The sequence below is a fragment of the Nocardia sp. BMG111209 genome, assembly GCF_000381925.1.
GTDB lineage: Bacteria > Actinomycetota > Actinomycetes > Mycobacteriales > Mycobacteriaceae > Nocardia.
Map to the genome: position 1 here is coordinate 171,102 of NZ_KB907307.1, position 18,282 is coordinate 189,383.

Annotated in this window: 17 protein-coding genes; 10 read left to right on the forward strand and 7 right to left on the reverse strand. The window is 68.7% G+C overall.

Features of this window, described 5'->3' with window-relative positions:
• Positions 1–44: 44 nt before the first annotated feature.
• Together G361_RS0100765 and G361_RS0100770 are read right to left on the reverse strand one after the other, a co-directional pair.
• Positions 45–827 (reverse strand): SDR family oxidoreductase, encoded by a 783-nt coding sequence (locus G361_RS0100765; RefSeq protein ID WP_019925126.1) that lies wholly within the window; start codon positions 825–827, stop codon positions 45–47.
• Positions 827–2,032 carry a cytochrome P450 gene (locus G361_RS0100770; RefSeq protein WP_026342559.1) on the reverse strand — a complete coding sequence of 402 codons (1,206 nt, stop codon included), beginning with the start codon at positions 2,030–2,032 and terminating at the stop codon, positions 827–829. The genes G361_RS0100765 and G361_RS0100770 overlap by 1 nt, the downstream gene beginning before the upstream one ends.
• Positions 2,033–2,183: 151 nt before the next feature.
• On the opposite strand from G361_RS0100770, the gene G361_RS0100775 reads away from it, so the two are divergent.
• The gene (locus G361_RS0100775; RefSeq protein WP_026342560.1) at positions 2,184–3,653 is read left to right on the forward strand and encodes an aldehyde dehydrogenase; all 1,470 of its coding nucleotides are present in this window, start codon (positions 2,184–2,186) and stop codon (positions 3,651–3,653) included.
• Positions 3,654–3,735: 82 nt separating this feature from the next.
• Positions 3,736–4,608, forward strand: coding sequence for an SDR family NAD(P)-dependent oxidoreductase (locus G361_RS0100780; RefSeq protein ID WP_019925129.1), 873 nt, complete (start codon positions 3,736–3,738; stop codon positions 4,606–4,608).
• A gap of 7 nt (positions 4,609–4,615) precedes the next feature.
• Here the strand turns inward: G361_RS0100780 and G361_RS0100785 are convergent, their stop codons facing one another.
• A complete protein-coding gene (locus G361_RS0100785; protein WP_026342561.1) occupies positions 4,616–5,482 on the reverse strand; it encodes a helix-turn-helix domain-containing protein in 867 nt (288 codons plus the stop codon).
• 137 nt (positions 5,483–5,619) lie between these two features.
• On the opposite strand from G361_RS0100785, the gene G361_RS0100790 reads away from it, so the two are divergent.
• Positions 5,620–6,537: an alpha/beta hydrolase gene (locus G361_RS0100790; protein WP_019925131.1), complete on the forward strand. Its 918-nt coding sequence runs from the start codon at positions 5,620–5,622 to the stop codon at positions 6,535–6,537.
• Positions 6,538–6,934: 397 nt separating this feature from the next.
• On the opposite strand, the gene G361_RS0100795 is transcribed toward G361_RS0100790, so the two are convergent.
• Positions 6,935–7,324 (reverse strand): helix-turn-helix domain-containing protein, encoded by a 390-nt coding sequence (locus G361_RS0100795; RefSeq protein ID WP_019925132.1) that lies wholly within the window; start codon positions 7,322–7,324, stop codon positions 6,935–6,937.
• Positions 7,325–7,475: 151 nt separating this feature from the next.
• On the opposite strand from G361_RS0100795, the gene G361_RS0100800 reads away from it, so the two are divergent.
• On the forward strand, positions 7,476–8,243 hold the full coding sequence (locus tag G361_RS0100800) for an alpha/beta hydrolase (protein WP_026342562.1): 768 nt from the start codon (positions 7,476–7,478) through the stop codon (positions 8,241–8,243).
• Positions 8,244–8,317: 74 nt separating this feature from the next.
• Here the strand turns inward: G361_RS0100800 and G361_RS0100805 are convergent, their stop codons facing one another.
• Positions 8,318–9,103 (reverse strand): spirocyclase AveC family protein, encoded by a 786-nt coding sequence (locus G361_RS0100805; protein WP_019925134.1) that lies wholly within the window; start codon positions 9,101–9,103, stop codon positions 8,318–8,320.
• Between the two features lie 449 nt (positions 9,104–9,552).
• On the opposite strand from G361_RS0100805, the gene G361_RS0100815 reads away from it, so the two are divergent.
• The gene (locus G361_RS0100815) at positions 9,553–10,758 is read left to right on the forward strand and encodes a cytochrome P450 (protein WP_019925136.1); all 1,206 of its coding nucleotides are present in this window, start codon (positions 9,553–9,555) and stop codon (positions 10,756–10,758) included.
• Here the strand turns inward: G361_RS0100815 and G361_RS0100820 are convergent, their stop codons facing one another.
• Positions 10,759–12,051, reverse strand: coding sequence for a TetR/AcrR family transcriptional regulator (locus tag G361_RS0100820; protein WP_019925137.1), 1,293 nt, complete (start codon positions 12,049–12,051; stop codon positions 10,759–10,761).
• Positions 12,052–12,322: 271 nt separating this feature from the next.
• On the opposite strand from G361_RS0100820, the gene G361_RS0100825 reads away from it, so the two are divergent.
• The 5 genes from G361_RS0100825 to G361_RS50075 all read left to right on the forward strand — a co-directional run bounded on the left by G361_RS0100825 (position 12,323) and on the right by G361_RS50075 (position 17,232).
• Positions 12,323–13,228: a cyclase family protein gene (locus tag G361_RS0100825; RefSeq protein ID WP_019925138.1), complete on the forward strand. Its 906-nt coding sequence runs from the start codon at positions 12,323–12,325 to the stop codon at positions 13,226–13,228.
• A 38-nt stretch (positions 13,229–13,266) separates the two neighbouring features.
• Positions 13,267–14,802, forward strand: a complete 1,536-nt coding sequence (locus tag G361_RS0100830; protein WP_019925139.1) for a class I adenylate-forming enzyme family protein — start codon at positions 13,267–13,269, stop codon at positions 14,800–14,802.
• Between the two features lie 303 nt (positions 14,803–15,105).
• A complete protein-coding gene (locus G361_RS0100835; protein ID WP_019925140.1) occupies positions 15,106–16,005 on the forward strand; it encodes a cyclopropane-fatty-acyl-phospholipid synthase family protein in 900 nt (299 codons plus the stop codon).
• On the forward strand, positions 16,002–16,862 hold the full coding sequence (locus tag G361_RS0100840) for a phytanoyl-CoA dioxygenase family protein (RefSeq protein ID WP_019925141.1): 861 nt from the start codon (positions 16,002–16,004) through the stop codon (positions 16,860–16,862). Before G361_RS0100835 ends, G361_RS0100840 begins: the two co-directional genes overlap by 4 nt.
• A gap of 214 nt (positions 16,863–17,076) precedes the next feature.
• Positions 17,077–17,232: a DUF6131 family protein gene (locus tag G361_RS50075; protein ID WP_019925142.1), complete on the forward strand. Its 156-nt coding sequence runs from the start codon at positions 17,077–17,079 to the stop codon at positions 17,230–17,232.
• 108 nt (positions 17,233–17,340) lie between these two features.
• On the opposite strand, the gene G361_RS0100850 is transcribed toward G361_RS50075, so the two are convergent.
• The gene (locus G361_RS0100850) at positions 17,341–18,213 is read right to left on the reverse strand and encodes an alpha/beta fold hydrolase (RefSeq protein WP_019925143.1); all 873 of its coding nucleotides are present in this window, start codon (positions 18,211–18,213) and stop codon (positions 17,341–17,343) included.
• Between the last annotated feature and the right edge of the window lie 69 nt (positions 18,214–18,282).

An 18,282-nucleotide genomic window follows, 5' to 3' on the forward strand; every position in this document is an offset into this window, starting at 1 on the left:
GATCCTTTCGGTGAACGGTCGAATTCGTGCCGGCGGCACGGAAATCAGGCTCCGGTCGGTACCCGGGCCTCGGGCTGTACCTCGGTGAGCTGGATGTGCGCCCCGCGCGGCGCGGAGACCACGGCGACGATCGCGGCGGCGAGGTGGTTCGCGCGCAACATCTCCGGATGCCGCGCGAAACCCCAGCGCACCCAGTCCTCGAGCACCGGCCCGATGACCTCCGCGGGGACGGTCATCCCCATACCGGTGAGCGTGGGGCCCGGCCGGACCAGGGAGACCCGGACGCCGGTGCCCTCCAACTCCATTCCCATCTGCCGCGCCATGATCTCCACGGCGGTTTTCGCGGCCGGGTAGGCCCCCGCGCGCGGCCGCGGATGGTTCGCGGTGTCGGAGCTGATCATCACGAAATCGCCGCGCCGCCGGGCGATCATGTCCGGGACGATGCGATGCACCAGGCGGTGCACCCCGATCAGGTGCACGTCGACCTGAGCGCGGAAGTCCTCGGGTGTCATCTCGTGCACCAGGCCGAAACTCATGTCGCCGGCGCCGGACACCACGATCTCGGCCGGGCCGAGCGCGGTCTCGGCGGCGGTGACGAACGCGTCGACCGACTCGGTGTCGGCCACATCGAGCCGATGCGCGAACGCCTCGCCACCGTTGCCGATGATCTTGGCGGCCAGCGTCTCCAGCAGTTCGACGCGGCGAGCGCCGAGCGCCACCGGATGCCCCAGTTCGGCGAGCGCCTCGGCGGTCGCGGCGCCGATACCGGAGGAGGCGCCGGCGATCAGCACCGGCCGGCGCTCGGGGTGGGGTGCGAAGCGGGGCATCAGCGGATCTCCACGGTGACAGGGAGTTTGGCGAAGCCGCGGACACTGGTCGAGTGCACGCGTTCGATACCGGACTCGGCGAGGTCGTACGCCCGTACGTGTGTGGCGAATTCGCGCAGGGCGATGGTGGCCTCCAGCCGGGCCAGATGGGCGCCGAGGCAGAAGTGCACGCCCGCACCGAAACTGGCGAGGTTGCCCTTGTCCGGGCGGTCGAGTCGGTAGGTGTCGCCGTCCTCGAACACCTCCGGATCGCGGTTGGCCGAACCGATCAGCAGCAGCACCTTCGCCCCGGCCGGGATCGTGCGGTCGTACATCTCGATATCCGTTGCGGCACTGCGTGCCACGATCTGGCTCGAGGTGTCGTAGCGCAGCGTCTCCTCGACCCAGTCCGGCACCAGCGCCCGGTCCGCGGCGACCTTGCGGTACTCGCCGGGATTGCGGCCGGCCCAATACAGCGCGTTGCCCAGCAGTTTGGTGGTGGTCTCGTTCCCGGCGACCACCATCAGGAACATGAAGCCGATGATCTCCTCGTCGGTGAGCCGGTCACCGTCGATCTCGGCGTCCAGCAGCGCCGAGGTGAGATCCGCACCGGGCGCCTTGCGCCGCTCGCCGACCATATCGCTGTAGTAGCCGATCAGCGACAGCGCCGATTCGATGGCCGCCATCGGCACGTCGAGGACGCCCTCCTCGCGGTGCACCACGAGATCGGCGAGCCGGCGCACCTCGGCGCGATCGGGCTCGGGCACGCCGAGCAGTTCGGAGATGACATCCATGGGCAGCTTGCCCGCGAAATCCTCGATCCAGTCGAAACTTCCGCGCGCCAGCGCCGGTTCCAGATGCTCGCGCGTCAATTCCAGGATGCGGCTGTCCATTTCGGCCACCCGGCGCGGTGTGAAGCCCTTGTACACCAGCCGCCGCATGCGCACGTGCCGCGGATCGTCCATGGCGAGAAAGGACATGGTCTTGTGCGCGTGCGGGCCCCAGGCGGCGGGATCCAGCGAGACCCCGTTGGCGCTGGAGAGCCGGACGTGGTCCCGGAACGCGGTGATGACGTCCGAATGCCGGGAGACGGCCCAGAAATTCAGCTCCGGGTTGTGGTACAGCGGTGCCTCGGTGCGCAGGCGCCGGTAGAGCGGATACGGATCGTCGTGGAACCGATAGTCGTAGGGGTCGAACGTGAACGGCTCCAGTGAGGCCTGGGTCATGACGTCCCCCTCCGGAAAGACACACAGCTGGACATGTGTCTGGACGGTATCACCGACGCTTGCCCGCCACAACGGTCCGGCATCCTTGCGTTCGATCAATGATTCGAACTATATTCCGAACACCTGTCCAGACATGCATCGGAGCCTGCACATGAACGGCCTCGTCCCTCCCGAAGGCACACCCCTGCTGATCGGCGGCAAGCTGGTCCCCGGCGGCTCGGGCGTCTTCGCCACGATCAATCCCGCCACCGAGGAGGTGCTCGGCCACGCCGCCGACGCCGCCGCCGAGGATATGGACGCCGCCGTGTCCGCGGCCCGGACGGCCTTCGACGAGTCCGAGTGGTCGCGCGACCCCGCCTTCCGCGCGCACTGCCTGCGCCAGTTGCGCGACGCCATGCGCGAACACATCGAGGAACTGCGGGAGATCACCGTCGCCGAGGTCGGCGCGCCGGTCTCGCTCACCAGCGGGCCGCAGCTGGAGGGACCGGTCGGTGATCTGGGCTTCGCCGCCGATCTGGCCGAAAGTTATGTCTGGGAAACCGATCTCGGTGTCGCGGAGCAGATGGGTATCAGCAGCCGCCGGGTGATCCGCCGCGAGGCAACGGGTGTCGTCGGGGCGATCACGCCGTGGAATTTCCCGCACCAGATCAACCTGGCGAAGCTCGGCCCGGCGCTGGCCGCCGGCAACACCGTGGTGCTCAAACCCGCGCCCGATACCCCTTGGTGCGCAGCGGCTCTCGGCTCGCTGGTCACCGAGCACACCGATATCCCGGCCGGGGTGCTGAACATCGTCACCTCCACCGACCACGGCCTCGGCGCGCGCCTGGTGCAGGATCCGCGCGTGGACATGATCACCTTCACCGGCTCGACGGCCACCGGCCGCTCGGTGATGACCGGCGCCGCAACGAATCTCAAGCGCACCTTCCTCGAACTGGGTGGCAAGTCGGCGGCCGTCGTGCTCGACGACGCCGATATCGGCACCGCCGCGGCCTACACCGCCTTCTCGGTCGCCGTGCACGCCGGTCAGGGCTGCGCGCTGACCACCCGCATGCTGGTGCCGCGCGCCCGGTACGACGAGGCGGTCGCCGCCGCCGCGGGCGCGCTGTCCGGTATCCGGGCCGGCGACCCGACGAAACCCCGGACCATCTGCGGCCCTTTGATTTCCGCGCGGCAGCGGGACCGGGTCGAGCGCTATCTCGAGATCGCGCGCGCCGAGGGCGGCACCATCGAGGTCGGCGGCGGCCGTCCGGCGAACCGCCCCACGGGTTTCTACATCGAGCCGACCCTCATCACCGGCCTGGGCAATACGGCCACCGTGGCCCAGGAGGAGATCTTCGGCCCGGTACTCGTCGTGATCGCCTACGACGGCGACGCGGACGCGATCCGGCTGGCGAACGAATCCCCGTACGGCCTTTCGGGTTCGGTGTGGGGCACCGATCCGGAGCGGATCGAGCGCGTGATCGCCGGGGTGCGTACCGGCACGCTCAGTGTCAACGGCGGCCTGTGGTACCACGCGGACGCACCGTTCGGTGGCTACAAGCAGTCCGGCATCGGCCGCGAGATGGGTGTGGCGGGATTCGAGGAGTACCTCGAGACGAAACTGATCGCGACCCCCGCCTGAGCCGCGGAGTCCTCCGAGGCGAGGAATCACGCTGCGCCACAACCGTTCCGAACGTGCGATCCCGAATCGAGGCAGGACCCGGATGTCCGAGGAGAAGGTGTTCGCCGATCGCGGCGTGATCGTGGTGGGCGGCGGCAGCGGGGTCGGCCTGGCTGTCGCCACCGCGCTGGCCGCCCGCGGCGCGGGTGTGGTGATCAATTCGCGCAGTGCGGAAGCGGTGGACAGTGCCGTGCGCACGATCACCGGCGGCGGTGGCCGGGCCGTGGGTGTCGCGGGCTCCGCCGCCGCCGAGGAGGTCGCCGACCGCCTGGTCGAGACCTGCGAATCCGCTTACGGCACAGTCGATGTCCTGGTGAACTGCGCGGGCGTCGCCGAACCCCGCGGATCCTCGATCCTGTCGGTGACCACCGCGCAGTGGCGGGATCTGCTCGACTCGCACCTGACCACCACCTTCACCACCTGCCGCCGGGTCGCCCCGCTGATGGCAGCCCGCGGCGGCGGCGCGATCATCAACACCGGATCCTTCGCCTACCTCGGCGATTACGGCGGCACCGGCTACCCCGCGGGCAAGGGCGCGGTGGCGAGCCTCACCCTCGCCATGGCCGCCGAGCTGAAGGAATCCGGCGTCCGCGTCAACGTCGTCTGTCCCGGTGCGAAGACCCGCCTGTCCACCGGACCCGACTACGAGGAACACATCCGCGCACTGCACCGCCGGGGCCTGCTCGACGAGTTGACCATGCAGGGCTCCCTCGACGCCCCACCCCCCGAATACGCTGCCGCACTGTACCTCTACCTGGCTTCCGACGCCGCCACCGCCGTCACCGGCGAAATCTTCATCGCCGCAGGGGGTTTCGTCGGCCGCTTCGCCCGCCCCGCCATGGTGCCCCTCGGCTACCGCGATCACACCGATCGGCCACCCTGGTCGATCACCGAACTCGAACACATGATCGGCTGACGCCTGGTCACCGATCCTCTTCTGCCGCAACGATTTCGGGTCGCCACGTGGTGAGTATGCGCAGGCTGTCGTGTGCCGGGGTGCCCGGCTCGGCGGTGAGCACGATCAGTCGCTGACCGGAGCCGTCCGGACTGGCCCAGGTGTCGCAGTCCAGGACCAGCGGGCCGACCAGCGGATGGTGGTACTGCTTGGTGCCGTAGCCCGCGTCGTTGACCCAGTGTTCGGCCCACCAGGTGCGGAAATCCGCGTCGTGTACCGAGAGGTCACCGACCAGCCGGGCCAGTTCCGGGTCGTCGGGATCGTTCGCGACATCCATCCGCAGCGCCGCGACCGCCTCGCGAGCATCATGTGCCCAGTTCACGTGCATACGACGTACCGCCGCATCGGTGAACACCATGCGCAGATAGTTCCGCCGGCCCGGCGGGATGCGCGCGAAATCGGTGTACAGCGCCACCGCGCCGGCGTTCCACGCCAGGATGTCCAGGCGTTTGCCCAGGACCAGCGCGGGAGTCTCGGTGAGCTGGTCGAGCAGCCGCCGCACCGCGGGCCGGGCCTGCTGCGCACCGCGCCGCCGCCGCGGCCGGGCATCGCTTCGGCCCGCGATCCGGTACAGATAGGTCTGCTGATCCTCGTCCAGCCGCAGCGCGCGGGCGAGGGTCTCGAGCACCGACGCCGAGGCCCGCACCCGTCCCTGCTCGAGCCGCGTGTAGTACTCGACGCTGATCGCCGCCAGCCGGGCGACCTCGGCGCGGCGCAGTCCCGCGACCTTGCGCCGGGAGTCGGTCTCGTTCAGGCCGACGTCGCGAGGGGTCAACTGGGCTCGGCGCGCTTTCAGGAAATCGCCCAGTTCGGCGGAGTCGGATGCGGGGGACATACGGTCCATTCTGCTCAGATCGGATCGCGGGCAAGAGGGCCAAGATCATGACCAGTCAAATTCCGGTCCCTTTTGCCGCCGTCTCGCCGGGACCACCGTGGAGGGGTACTTACCGCGACAGCGAACGGAGATTCGACATGACCACGATCGGCGTGACCTTCGACAGCACCGGCCTCACCCTGGCCGGCAACCTGTATCTGCCCGGCGCACCCGTCGCCGGGCCCCGGCCGGCGATCGTCGTCGGACATCCCGGCAGCGGCGTGAAGGAACAGGCCGCCGGCGGATATGCCCGGCGGCTGGCCGAACAGGGTTTCGTGACCCTGGCCTTCGACGCCGCCTACCAGGGGGAGAGCGCGGGCGAACCCCGCGGGCTCGAGGATCCCGCGCAGCGGACCGAGGACATTCGGGCCGCGGTGTCGTATCTGGCGGGGCGGCCCGAGGTCGATCCCGGTCGTATCGGCGTGCTCGGCATCTGCGCGTCGGGCGGTTACGCGCTCGCCGCGGCGGCGACCGACCATCGGATCCGCGCGGTCGCCGGAGTCAGCGCCGTGGACATCGCGCGACAGTTCCGCTACGGCGCCGACGGCGTCCAGGACCCGGCGGTGTTGCAGCAATTGCTCGACGCGGCGGCCACAGCAGACGTCCCGTCCTTCCCGCTGTTCCCCGAAACCGCGGACCAGGCCCGCGCGCTCGGCCCGCACGGATACGAGGGCTGGGAGTACTACTGCACCCCGCGCGGCGCACACCCCCGCTCGGCCCGCACGCTGACCTGGAGCAGCATCGCGCGGATCGCCGCCTTCGACGCGTTCCACGCCGTAAACCTCATCGCACCGCGCCCGATCCTCCTGATCGCCGGCCGCGCGGCGGTGACCTCATGGATGAGCGTGACAGCCTTCCAGCGGGCAGCGGGCCCGAAGGAACTGCACTGGATCGACGGCGCCACCCACGTGGACCTGTACGACAAGGACCCGCACGTCACCGCGGCCGTGGCGAAGCTGACCGAATTCTTCGGGACCTCCCTGGCCACCGCCGACGGTCTCGAAACGGCCGCCTGAATGTCGAGGAAATCGCGGGGAAGTGCTCGACCGTAATGGCGTAACCGCCGGCGAGGGCGAATCCTCGGTCGCCGGCCACCGCGAGGGCGATCTCGGCCGGCTTACGATGGCGCGGTTCTTGGATGCCGATGTCGAGGCCAGACGGCTGATCTGGGCCAGTTCGGGGAACCGCCCTTCCCGGGCGCGGCGGGGTTTGCACCGGAAGCCAGATGTAGGACCAGAGCCTCTCGACCCTCTCCGATTCCTGTCCGGCGACCTGCCGGTCTACCCCCGGCCTATGGGAAGACCACGCCATCGAGTGATGGCGGTACGGGCGCCGGTGTGTCCGACTGCCCTGCCCGGATCGCCTCGGATCATGTGGCGCAATCGAATTCGGTGCGGGTGGTGGGGATTCTGGTCAGGGGGTGGGGGTTTGGGGGCGGGTGTCGTATTCGCCTCGGGCGGCGTCGATGTGGGCCAGGTGGGTGATGCTCCACTCCAGGAGGGGGAGGGTTGCGGCGCGGAGGCTTGCGCCCATCGGGGTCAGTTCGTAGCTGACGTGGGCCGGCATGATGTTGCGGACGGTGCGGGTGAGGATGCCGTCGCGTTCCAGCGCGCGCAGGGTGACGGTGAGCATGCGCTGGCTGATGCCGTCTATCTCGCGTTTCAGTTCGCTGAATCGGCGTGGGCCTTCGCTGAGGTGGCGTACCACCAGTAGGGACCATTTGTCGCCGACGATGTCCAGCACTTCGCGGGTGCGGCATCCCTCGTCGGGGCCTTGTGCCGGATCGGCTGTTGCGCCGGCCATGGTTACCTCCTGGGAACCGGGGCACTGGAATGTGCCTTATTGCCTGATCCGTCCTGTGCGCACCAGAATCATTTGTGGTTCCGAAAGTATACCGGGATATGAAAAGTAACCATCTTGTCCGGTGTACCACCTCCTCTCACGAAGGACGATCATGTCTACATTTCTGCTGGTCCACGGCGCTTGGCACAACGGATCGTGCTGGCAGCGGGTGGTGCCGCTGCTGGAATCGGCCGGTCATCGGGTGTACGCGCCGTCGCTGACCGGTTATGGCGACAAGGCGCATCTGCTCGGGCCCGAGGTGGGACTCGATACGCATGTTGCCGATATCGTCGAATTGATCGAGAAGGAAGATCTCGCCGATGTCGTGCTCGTGGGGCACAGTTATGCGGGGCTGGTCATCTCCTCGGCGGCGAATCGGGTGCCGGAACGGATTGCGCATCTGGTGTATCTGGACGCGATGGTCCCCGAGGACGGTGAGACCGCTGTCGATGTCCAGCCGTTGACGCAGCAGCTGATCGATCTCGCCGCCGGATCCGGTGACAGCTGGCGGATTCCGCCGATGCCGGAGTGGCCGGCGCCGCTCGGGCTGTTCGGGGTCACCGATCCCGCGGATATCGCCTGGTTGCGCACGATGCTCTCGGATCAGCCGGTGCGTTGTCTCCAGCAACCGGCGCGGCTGGACAATCCGGCGCTCGCCGAGGTCCCGCGCACCCATATCCACTGTGTCGGCGCCGAACCCGCCGGCATCGTCCGCCGGCCCGTCCCCGCGAGACAGCCCAACGGTTCTCCCGCGCAGGTGTGGGAGTTGCCCAGCGGGCACGACTGCATGATCACCATGCCGACCGAACTCACCGGACTGCTGCTCGAGGTCGCTCGTCAGCGGGCCGGTCGGATGTGTGTCTCCGCGCCGGAGGCGTGATCGTCGAAGCGTGACGTGGGTCTCGCCCGCACGGCCGGGGCGCAGCGCGGGCGAGGATGCGCTCGGGGGAGCGCTCAGCGGGGCTGGTTCGGTACCCCGGGGAACAGCTCGGCGGTCGGGCCCGCGGTGACCCAGCCGGCCTGCTTCGCGATCAGGTGCGGCGCGAAAACCGCGCCGTAGAGCGCATTTCCGAGCAGGATGATCGCCACGATCGACAGGATCGCGGAGCCGACGCGGTTCGCCGTCGCCGATTCCGCCCAGCGGTCGATGATCGTGCGGCCGCCGGAGTCCGTGCGGCCCAGCAGATAGGTGAAGACCATCATCTGCACCCCCATCGCCAGGGCGTCGTAGAGCGGGTACTGATGGGCCGTCCCCTGCCAGAGCGCGAGGCCGGGAATCACGTAGCCGTAGTGGAAGACTCCCAGGCGCGCGCCGAGGATCGCGTTGAACAGGAATGCCCAGAGGCAGCCGACGATCAGGCCGGTCGCGAGCAGCACGAACGGTCTGCGCCAACGGAATCGGGTGCTCAGGGCGCGTCCGATCGCGGTGGCGGCGACGGCGGGCAGTACGAAGTAGGCGATGTAGCCCGGGGGGACCGAGGCGGGCAGTCCGTGCCAGGTCATGTTCAGCGGCCACCAGGACGGCATCCGCGGGATCGCGGGGGCGAACTGTGCGTAGACCGCCCAGTCGTAGGGCGCCTCGATCCAGGAGAACGAGATCGCCGAAATGCACAGCAGCAGTAGCGGATGCAGGCGGCGCGCGCGCACGCTCAGATAGATGCCCGCGGCGACGAACGCGACCCCGCCGACGTAGGCGAAGCCGATGGACACCTTCAGCAGGCCGGTGAGTTCCGTGTTCATCGGGCCGGCCGATCCCGGCGCGCGGTGGTACGGGCCTCCCGGTCGAAGCGGTACACCGCCGCGGTGATGAGGACGATCAGGCCGAACAGGGTGCCCAGCATGACGATTGCGCCCATATTCGCACCTCCTTCGATGCGGAATTCGAAAAGCCCGGTCGCGCAAGCGGTCCGGACGCGCCGCGTGGTTCCCGGCCTCGGGTGCGGCGCCGGAGTGTCACGATACGGAACGAATATTAGGTTTACAAGGGGAGGTAGGTGTCGGCAGGTGGGGGTGGGTGCGGCCTTCCGCTCGTATTGCTCCCGATCCGGTTACACACCCGGAAACCGCCTCCTACGAGGGCGATTGACCGACGCGCCGTAGTCCCGCTACCCTCTGAACAAATCTTTGGTGGTGGCCGCGCGGACGAGACGGTTCGAGCTCACCACCGCGCGGCAGGGAGGCCACAGCGGATGGATGCGACCACGAAGCCGGACGCCTACTACGATCCCTACGATTTCGCCATCGACGACGATCCCTATCCGGTCTGGCAGCGACTGCGCGACGAGGCTCCGCTCTACCACAACGAGAAGTACAACTTCTACGCGCTGAGCCGGTATGCCGATGTGGCGGAAGGGATCATGGACTGGCGGACGTACCGGTCCGGGCGGGGCACGGTGCTCGACGTCATCTCGAGTGGAGTGCCGATCCCGTCGGGCCTGGTGCTGTGGGAGGATCCGCCGCTGCACGACCAGCACCGGCGGCTGTTGTCGAAGGTGTTCACCCCGCGCCGCATGGCGGCCATCGAGCCGATCGCGCGGAGTTTCACCGCGGACGCGCTGGATCCGCTGCGCGACGGCGGCGCCTTCGACTTCATCGAGAATCTCGGCGCCTGGATGCCGATGCGCACGATCGGCGCCCTGCTCGGCATTCCCGAGCAGGACCAGGAGATCATGCGCGACAACACCGACAAGGCCATCGCGCTGCGTCCCGGAGCGCCGGACCGGCACGGCGCGATCAAGGAATTCGTGCCGCCGAACCTCGAACTGATCGCCGAGTACGTGGATTGGCGAGCCCAGCATCCGACCGGCGACCTGATGTCGGATCTGATCAACGCCGAGGTGGAGGACGAGGACGGTACCCGCAGGCCGCTGTCGCGCACCGAGGTGCTCACCTATATCAGCATGATCATGGGCGCCGGGAGCGAAACCACCACGCGCCTCATCGGTTTCATCGGTCAGCTGCTGTCCGACCATCCCGATCAACGCCGGCGCATCGCCGCGGACCGCTCGCTCATCCCGAACACGGTGGAGGAGGTGCTGCGCTACGAGGCGCCCTCGCCGGTGCAGGCCCGCTACGTCGCCGCCGACGCCGAATACTACGGTCGCACGGTGCCGGAGGGTTCGGTGATGTTGCTGCTCAACGGGTCCGCCAATCGCGACGAACGCCGCTACCCCGACGCGGACCGCTTCGACATCGACCGGCAGGCCGGACATCTCGGCTTCGGGCAGGGGCTGCACTTCTGCCTCGGCGCCTCGCTCGCGCGGATGGAGGCCCGGGTCGCCCTCGACGAGATCCTGAATCGGTGGCCCGACTGGGAGGTCGACTACACCCGGGCGGTCCGGGCGCACACCTCCAGTGTGCGCGGATGGGCGAAACTGCCGGTCCGGACGGCCTGATCAAGAACGGTCGGTGACGACACCACGTAATGTGGTGTCGCGCAACTGGATCAGCGAGGCGCGCGGGCCGATGTCGCGCAGGATGTTCTCCGGGATCCAGGCCCCGGAGATCACGCAGCGCGCCAGCATCTCCTGCGACGGATGCTCGATCGCGATCTCGCCGGACCGGATACCTTGCGCCAGTAACGCTTTCATCTGCCGGATGCGTTTGGTGAAGTGCCAGCCCGGATTCGGCGTGTCCGGCGGCGACTGCCGCATCCAGGCCAGTTGGATGCGGAACTCGTCGCCGAAGCGGACGAGCATGTTGGTGTTGATCCAGCTGAGCGCGTCGAGCTTCTCCACCGCCGAGGCGTCGCTGCGGAGCACCTCGGTCCAGCCGAGGGCCACCTTCTCGCCGAAGGACCGCATGATCGACGAGAGCAGCTGCTCCTTCGAACCGATCAGCCGGTAGACCGAGCCGGTGCCGAGCCCGGCCGCCGCGGCGATGTCGCGCACGGTCGTGCTCTCGTATCCGCGACGGCCGAATTCGGCGCGGGCGACCGCGCGGATGTGGGCCGTCCGGGGGTCCTCGTCGCCGTCGCCCGGCCAGGTCCCGATGACCGCGTCGGCGGCCAGGAAGGCCCGGGACCGATCCAGTTCCGCGTCCGGATGCGGGCCGGTGGTCAACCCCCGCAACAGGATTCGGCAGAACACCTGCGCCACCTGATCCGGCGGGGCGTTGTGCCGGATGATGTCGAGACCGACGTACAACATGGTCTGGGTGATCCGGTCGGCCAGCAGCGTGACATCGGCCCCGGCCGCGAGGGCGCCGGCGGCGCGGGCCGCGAGCAGGGCCTGCGCCATCGCCTCCAGGGTGGCCGCCGGGCGGCGCCGGGTGAGCTCGACCAGGGCCGGATTGGCGCTGGGCCCTTCGTAGAACGACATCTGCAACGCGGCGCGATGGGCCACCGCGCAGCGGGCGATCGCCGTCGCCAGCTCGGTGACCGGATCCAGCGGAGATCGGAAATCGTTGCGGCGCAGCGCTTCCTGGGATTGTGCGGCGACCCGGTCCAGGCCGGCGTGGTAGCGCTGGAGCAGCTCCGCGAGGATGGCCTCCTTGGATTCGAAATGGTGGTACAGGCTGCCGGGCAGGATGCCGCAGGCGTCGGCGATCTCCTGCAGCGACGTGCGCAAGCCCGTGGACGCGATGAGGGAGGCGGCGGTCTGCAGGATCTGGGTGCGGCGCGTACCGTCGTCGGCGTAGGTCACCGCGACCGGCGCCGTGTCCGCGACGGCGTGTCGCGCGCTGTTCACCCGACCCCGTGCCACGGCACCTCCACACCTCTCGACCCAGCCACCCGGGCCGCCTGGTGATGACACCAATCTTTGGTCCAAAGTAGCAGAAATGCGTGTCGCGTCCGGCGGCCGGTGGTGTGGCGGATTCGAGCATTCGCGGGGTTATTGACAGGAACTGTGATCCCGGACATACTCGCTGCTGTCGCCGAAACATGACATGACTGTCACGTCACTACGTGGCACCGCACGAACGGACGAGGAGGTCCTGGTGAGCGAAGTTGCGCCGGACATGCGCGAACTGGGCGCGGAACTGCGAAACTGGGGTCGATGGGGAGCCGACGACGAACGCGGCACGACCAACCTGATCACGCCGGAGGCGCTCGTCGCCGCGGCCCGGCTGGTGCGGACCGGCAAGGTCTTCGACCTGGGTATCCCGCTCGACGGCGACGGCCCGCAGCCGGGTGGCAACCGGATCAACCCGATCCGGCTGATGGCGGAGAACGGCCAGGAACAGGTTCTGCCGGGTGGCTTCAAATGGGCCGACGACTACGTGTTCATGCCGTTGCAATCGGCCTCGCAGTACGACGGGCTGGCCCACGTCCACTACGACGGGCAGCTGTACAACGGCCACGACGGGGACGGCGTCACCGTCAAGGGCGCGCAGAAGCTGGGTATCGAGAACCAGTCGAAGGGCATCGCCGGTCGCGGCGTGCTGCTGGACATCGCCCGGCTGCGCGGAGTGGACTGGCTGGCCGCGGGCGAGGTCATCACCCCGGACGATCTCGACGCCGCCGAGCGGGCGGCGGGCGTGCGGGTCGGCCCCGGCGACATCGTGTTGATCCGCACCGGCTGGCGGGCGAAGTTCGTGGCCGAGCAGGATCCGCAGTCGTTCATGGCCGGCGAGCCGGGCCTCGGGCTGGCGACCGCGCGCTGGTTCAAGGAGCGTGACGTGGCCGTCGTGGGCTCGGACAACTGGGCCATCGAGGTCCTCCCGGGCGAGCACGAGGGCGCGCTGTTCGAACTGCACATGGTGCTGATCCGGGATATGGGCATGACGCTCGCGGAACTGCTGGACTTCGAGGAGCTGGCCGCGGACTGCGCCGCGGACGGCGTCCACGAATTCTTCTATGCGGGACCGCCGTTGAAGTTCACCCGTGGCGTGGGGTCGCCGATCAACCCGCTGGCCATCAAATAGGGACGCCGACCTCTCCCCGCATCGTGAAGGACCACCCCATGCTTTTCCACGACTTGCTGCGGCGCATCGCGACTCGCACACCCGACCGTGTCGCCCTGCAGGACATCGACTCCGGAGTCACGCGCACCTACCGCGAGCTCTACGAGCGCGCGATCCGGCTGGGGAACGGGATCCGTACCCTGGCCGACCGCGGGGACCGGATCGCGATCCTGTCGGAGAACAGCCTCGAATACGTCGAGGCGTACTACGGCATTCCGGCCGCCGGACTGACGTTGACCATGCTCAATTACCGGCTGCACCCGAAGGAATGGGTGTGGATCCTCAACAATGCCCGAGCCCGGGTGCTGCTGGTCGCCGCGCCGTACCACGCGGCGATCGCGGCGTACCGGGATCAGCTCGAGACCGTCACCGACATCGTCGTCGTCGGCGGTACGGCCGAGGGGGTGCCGGACTACGAGAGTTTCGTCGGCACAGGGCAATCCGTGGTTCCGGCGGAGGACACCACCGAGAACGACATCGCCTGGCTGCTGTACACCAGTGGCACCACCGGATTCCCCAAGGGCGCCCAGCTGACCCATCGCAATCTGGTGACCGCGGTGGTGCAATCGGCGCTGGAGTACGAACCGTCGGCGGAGACCGTCTATCTGAACGCCATGCCGCTGTGCCATGTCGCCGGATATCTGGTGCCCGCCAACCTGTTCGAGGGTGGCCGGGTGCTGATGACCGCGGGCTGGGATCCGGAGCGCTGGATGCGGACCGTCCAGGACAACGCCGTCACCAGCGGTGGTTTCGCGCCGACCATGATGGCGATGCTGCTCAACCATCCCGAGCTGCCGAACTACGACCTGTCCAGCCTGCGGTGGATGGGCTACGGGGCGTCGAAGATTCCGGTGGAGGTGCTGCGGCGCACGCTCGAGCACTTCGGCCCGATCGTCTACGCCGGCATGGGCATGACCGAACTCGGCGGCAACATCCTGACCCTCGATCGGCAGGCGCACATCCGCGCCGCGAACGGGGAGGACCATCTGCTCGACGCGGCCGGGAAACCGATGGCGCTGGTCGATGTCAGGATCGCCGACACCGCGGGACGGGAATGCGCCGTGGGTGAGGTCGGCGAGATGGTGATCCGCGGAAATCAGGTGATGGCCGGATATTTCGGCAATCCGGAGGCCACCGAGCAGGCGTTCGAGGGCGGCTGGTTCCACACCGGTGACCTCGCCCGCCGCGACGCGGAGGGCTTCGTCTACATCGTGGACCGCACGAAGGACATGATCATCTCCGGCGGCGAGAACATCTACCCGAGCGAGGTCGAGAACGCGATCTACACGGTCGCGGAGGTGGCCGAGGCGGCGGTGATCGGGACACCGGATCCGGTGTGGGGTGAGCGGGTGACCGCCGTCGTGGTGACCCGCGCGGGGACGACGGTGTCGCCGGAGCGGATCGTCGCCGCCTGCAAGGACCGGCTGGCCTCCTACAAGCAGCCGCGGGAGGTCCACTTCGTCGACGAACTGCCGAAGACGGTGAGCGGCAAGATCCGTAAGGCGGAACTGCGCGCGCGGTTCGCCGAGGGCTGATTTCGCGTGTTCTCCCGCCTCCGCCGCGACCGGCTTCCGGTCGCGGCGGAAGCCTTTCCGGCGCACCGTGACCCGGCCGCCGGAGGGTTGCCGATCGGGGCCGTGCGCTTGCCGGGGCCGGTCCCGATTGGTTAGAATGGGTAGGTAAACCGTTGTGGGCGTTGTCCTTCCGCTGTTCATCCGGCCGAATTCGCGCTCGGCCGCCGAATTCCTGTTTCTACTCTCACGGTAATTCATTGCAAGGGTGTGGTTTTCCCGCGCGGTCGCGGTCGTGCGCGGGTATCGGAGCGACGGAGATCGAAGATGGTATCCGATATCGGTGAACATCAGGGTGCGTCGGCGGATGCGGTCCGCCGGCATTACGACATCGGCAGCGAATTCTACCGATTGTGGCTCGATTCCGAGATGACCTACTCCTGCGCGCTGTGGGCCGAGGGCGACGGGCTCGATCGCGCGCAGCAACGCAAGCTCGATCATCTGATCGACGGCGCGGAGCTCGCCGGGGCGCACCGCATCCTCGACATCGGTTGTGGCTGGGGCAGTCTCATGCGGCGGGTGGCCGACCGGTTCCCGCAGGCACATCTCACCGGGCTGACCCTCAGCCGCGATCAGTACGAGGTGGTCCGCGCCCGTCCGCTCGATCGCATCGAGGTCCGCCTCGAACACTGGAACGCGCATCGGCCGGACGAACCGTACGACGCGATATTCTGCGTCGGCGCACTCGAACATTTCGTGCGGTTCGGCCTGTCCCGGCCGCAACGGACCGCCGCCTATCGGGCATTCTTCGCGCACTGCCACGACATTCTGCGCCCCGGCGGCGCGCTGGTGGTGCAGACCATCGGTAAGGGCAACCGGCCACTGGACGCCGCCGCCCTCGCCGAGGTGCAATTCCTCGCGAACGAGATATTCCCGGAATCCGAACCGCCGCGGCTGGCCGAACTCGCGCACGCCGCGGAGAAACTGTTCGAGATCCGTTCCGTGGTGAATCATCGCGAGCACTACGCGCGGACGTGTGCCGAGTGGTTACGCCGGCTGCGGGAACGACATGCCGAGGCGGAACGGATCTCCGGGGCCCGGGTGACCGAGGCCTACGAACAGTATCTGGCCGCCTCCGTCCGGCAGTTCGACCGCGAGCATCTCGTGCTCTACCGAATCCTGTTGCGGCGCATGCCGGATACCGCGGCGACCGGGACCCGGCCGTGACCGGCGCGGGCGAGCCGCGGTCCGGCGACGTCATCACCGGCCTGGACGAACTGCGGGTCGATCTGGCCGGCCACTACCGGGCCACCGCGAGTGCCGGCGCGGCCGCCGATCCGGCGCTCGTCGAGGCCGACCTCGCCGCGCTGGACCGGGACGGGTATGTCGTCCTGCCGGATCTGCTCACCGCCGCCGAATGTGCGGACCTGCGTGCCGAACTCGTCCCGCTGCTCGGCCACGCGGGCCGGAACACGTTCGAGGGCAAGCGAACCCAGCGGGTGTACACGCTCCTGGAGAAGACCCGCGCCTGCGATCGGCTCGTCGACCATCCGCGCGTGCTCGCCCTGCTCGACCGGCTGTTCCTGCCGAATTATCTGCTCTCCCAACTCCAGGTGATCAACATCCTGCCGGGGGAGCAGGCCCAGTTGTTGCATCACGACGACGGTTTCTATCCGGTGCCGCGTCCCCGCCCGGCGCTCAGCGCCGCGACGATGTGGGCGATCGATCCGTTCACCGCGGACAACGGCGGCACCGTCGTGCTGCCCGGCAGCCATCGCTGGGATTCGCGCTCACCAGCCCCCGGCGACCCCCGGATCGGCACCCGGATGTCCGCCGGTTCCTGCGTGTTCTACCTCGGCACACTCTGGCACGGCGGCGGCGCCAACCGGACCGGCGCCGCGCGACTGGCCCTGACCGCGCAGTACTGCGAGCCGTGGTTGCGCCCGCAGGAGGCGTACACGTTGTCCACCAGCCGCGATACCGCGCGCATCGTCTCCGAGGACATCCGGCGGATGCTCGGCTACAGCATCCATCCGCCGTTCATGGGGGCGGTCGACGGCATGCATCCGAAACGGTTGCTCTGAGCCCGGTTCCGGACCGTTGCGCCGAGCCCGCCGAATTCGCCACCGCGCTGCGCTCGGCGCGCCGGGCGATCGCCGAATTCGACGGCTGCGCGGGCACGCGGTCCGCGCCGGGCGGAATACACCCCGGGCCGATCCCGATGCATGATCCGTCCTCGCCGGGGTAGCCGCAGGTCATGGCGGCCTTCCGCCTGCGGTTCCACGAGGAGGAAACACAATGATCATTCTGGGCATCATCCTGCTGATCGTGGGGATCGTGGCCGGTATCCCGATCCTGACGACGATCGGCATCATCCTGCTGGTCGTGGGCGCGATCCTGATGCTGTTGGGTGCGGTGGGCCGGCCCATCGGCGGCCGACGGCACTATTACTGACCCCGGCCCGCTCGGACAGCCGCGCGGCGGCGGTTCCGCCACCTCCGGGTAGCGGAACGGACCGTTCCGCGCGGCCATCGGTGTTCCGAGCGCGCGCCGAGACCGGCGTCAGCGATCCAGCAGGTCCAGGATCGCGGCGGCGGTGTCGGCGGGGGCTTCCTCGGCCATGAAATGGCCTGCGCGCGTGAGGGAGTGGTGAAGGTCCGGGGCCCAGGGCCGCCAGACGGCGGCCGCGTCGAAGCCGAGGGCGCTGCCCCAGTCCTGCTGGAGGACCGTCACGGGCATGGTGAGGCGGCGGCCCGCGGCCAGGTCGGCGCGGTCGTGGTCGATATCGACGGTGGCAGTGGCGCGGTAGTCGGCGACGATCGAGGGGACGGCGTCGCGGCAGGCCCGCAGATACTCCGCACGCACATCCGGGGGGATCGCGGCGGGAGAGGCCGACCAGATATCGAGGAAATGGCCGAAGAATTCGTCGGCGCTCGCCGCGATCATCCGCTCGGGCAGACCGGGCGGCTGGGCCATGAGATACAGGTGGAATGCCACCGCGGCGTCGACACCGTGCAGGACGTTCCAGGTGTCCAGGGTGGGGACGATATCGAGGATGCCGAGCCGGTCGATGCGGTCCGGAAAATCCAATCCCGCCCGGAAGGCGACGTGGGCGCCGCGGTCGTGACCGACCAGCGCGAAACGGCCGAGGCCCAGCACGTCGGCCAGGGCCGTGATGTCGGCGGCCATCGTGCGCTTGGCATAGGTGTCGGGGCCGGTCGCGGGCGGTTTACTGCTGGCGCCGTAGCCGCGGAGGTCGGGGCAGATCACGGTGTGCCGCTCGGCCAGGATCGGGGCGACGTGCCGCCACATCAGATGGGTCTGCGGGAATCCGTGCAGCAGCACCACCGGTGATCCCGTACCGCCCATGGCCGTGGTCAGTTCGATACCGTCGGCGACGCCGATCGTGGTCGTGTCGAATCCCGGAATGTGCATGGTTCCTCCGCTCGCTGGTGTCGAGGGACAGCATCGTGGGCTCGGATCAGCAGCGGATCAGCGCCGCCG

Excerpts from the sequence above, each read along its gene's own strand:
- G361_RS0100765 (WP_019925126.1), bottom strand. The coding sequence starts at position 827 with ATGCCCCGCTTCGCACCCCACCCCGAGCGCCGGCCGGTGCTGATCGCC.
- G361_RS0100770 (WP_026342559.1), bottom strand. The coding sequence starts at position 2,032 with ATGACCCAGGCCTCACTGGAGCCGTTCACGTTCGACCCCTACGACTAT.
- G361_RS0100775 (WP_026342560.1), top strand. The coding sequence starts at position 2,184 with ATGAACGGCCTCGTCCCTCCCGAAGGCACACCCCTGCTGATCGGCGGC.
- G361_RS0100780 (WP_019925129.1), top strand. The coding sequence starts at position 3,736 with ATGTCCGAGGAGAAGGTGTTCGCCGATCGCGGCGTGATCGTGGTGGGC.
- G361_RS0100785 (WP_026342561.1), bottom strand. The coding sequence starts at position 5,482 with ATGTCCCCCGCATCCGACTCCGCCGAACTGGGCGATTTCCTGAAAGCG.
- G361_RS0100790 (WP_019925131.1), top strand. The coding sequence starts at position 5,620 with ATGACCACGATCGGCGTGACCTTCGACAGCACCGGCCTCACCCTGGCC.
- G361_RS0100795 (WP_019925132.1), bottom strand. The coding sequence starts at position 7,324 with ATGGCCGGCGCAACAGCCGATCCGGCACAAGGCCCCGACGAGGGATGC.
- G361_RS0100800 (WP_026342562.1), top strand. The coding sequence starts at position 7,476 with ATGTCTACATTTCTGCTGGTCCACGGCGCTTGGCACAACGGATCGTGC.
- G361_RS0100805 (WP_019925134.1), bottom strand. The coding sequence starts at position 9,103 with ATGAACACGGAACTCACCGGCCTGCTGAAGGTGTCCATCGGCTTCGCC.
- G361_RS0100815 (WP_019925136.1), top strand. The coding sequence starts at position 9,553 with ATGGATGCGACCACGAAGCCGGACGCCTACTACGATCCCTACGATTTC.
- G361_RS0100825 (WP_019925138.1), top strand. The coding sequence starts at position 12,323 with ATGCGCGAACTGGGCGCGGAACTGCGAAACTGGGGTCGATGGGGAGCC.
- G361_RS0100830 (WP_019925139.1), top strand. The coding sequence starts at position 13,267 with ATGCTTTTCCACGACTTGCTGCGGCGCATCGCGACTCGCACACCCGAC.
- G361_RS0100835 (WP_019925140.1), top strand. The coding sequence starts at position 15,106 with ATGGTATCCGATATCGGTGAACATCAGGGTGCGTCGGCGGATGCGGTC.
- G361_RS50075 (WP_019925142.1), top strand. The coding sequence starts at position 17,077 with ATGATCATTCTGGGCATCATCCTGCTGATCGTGGGGATCGTGGCCGGT.
- G361_RS0100850 (WP_019925143.1), bottom strand. The coding sequence starts at position 18,213 with ATGCACATTCCGGGATTCGACACGACCACGATCGGCGTCGCCGACGGT.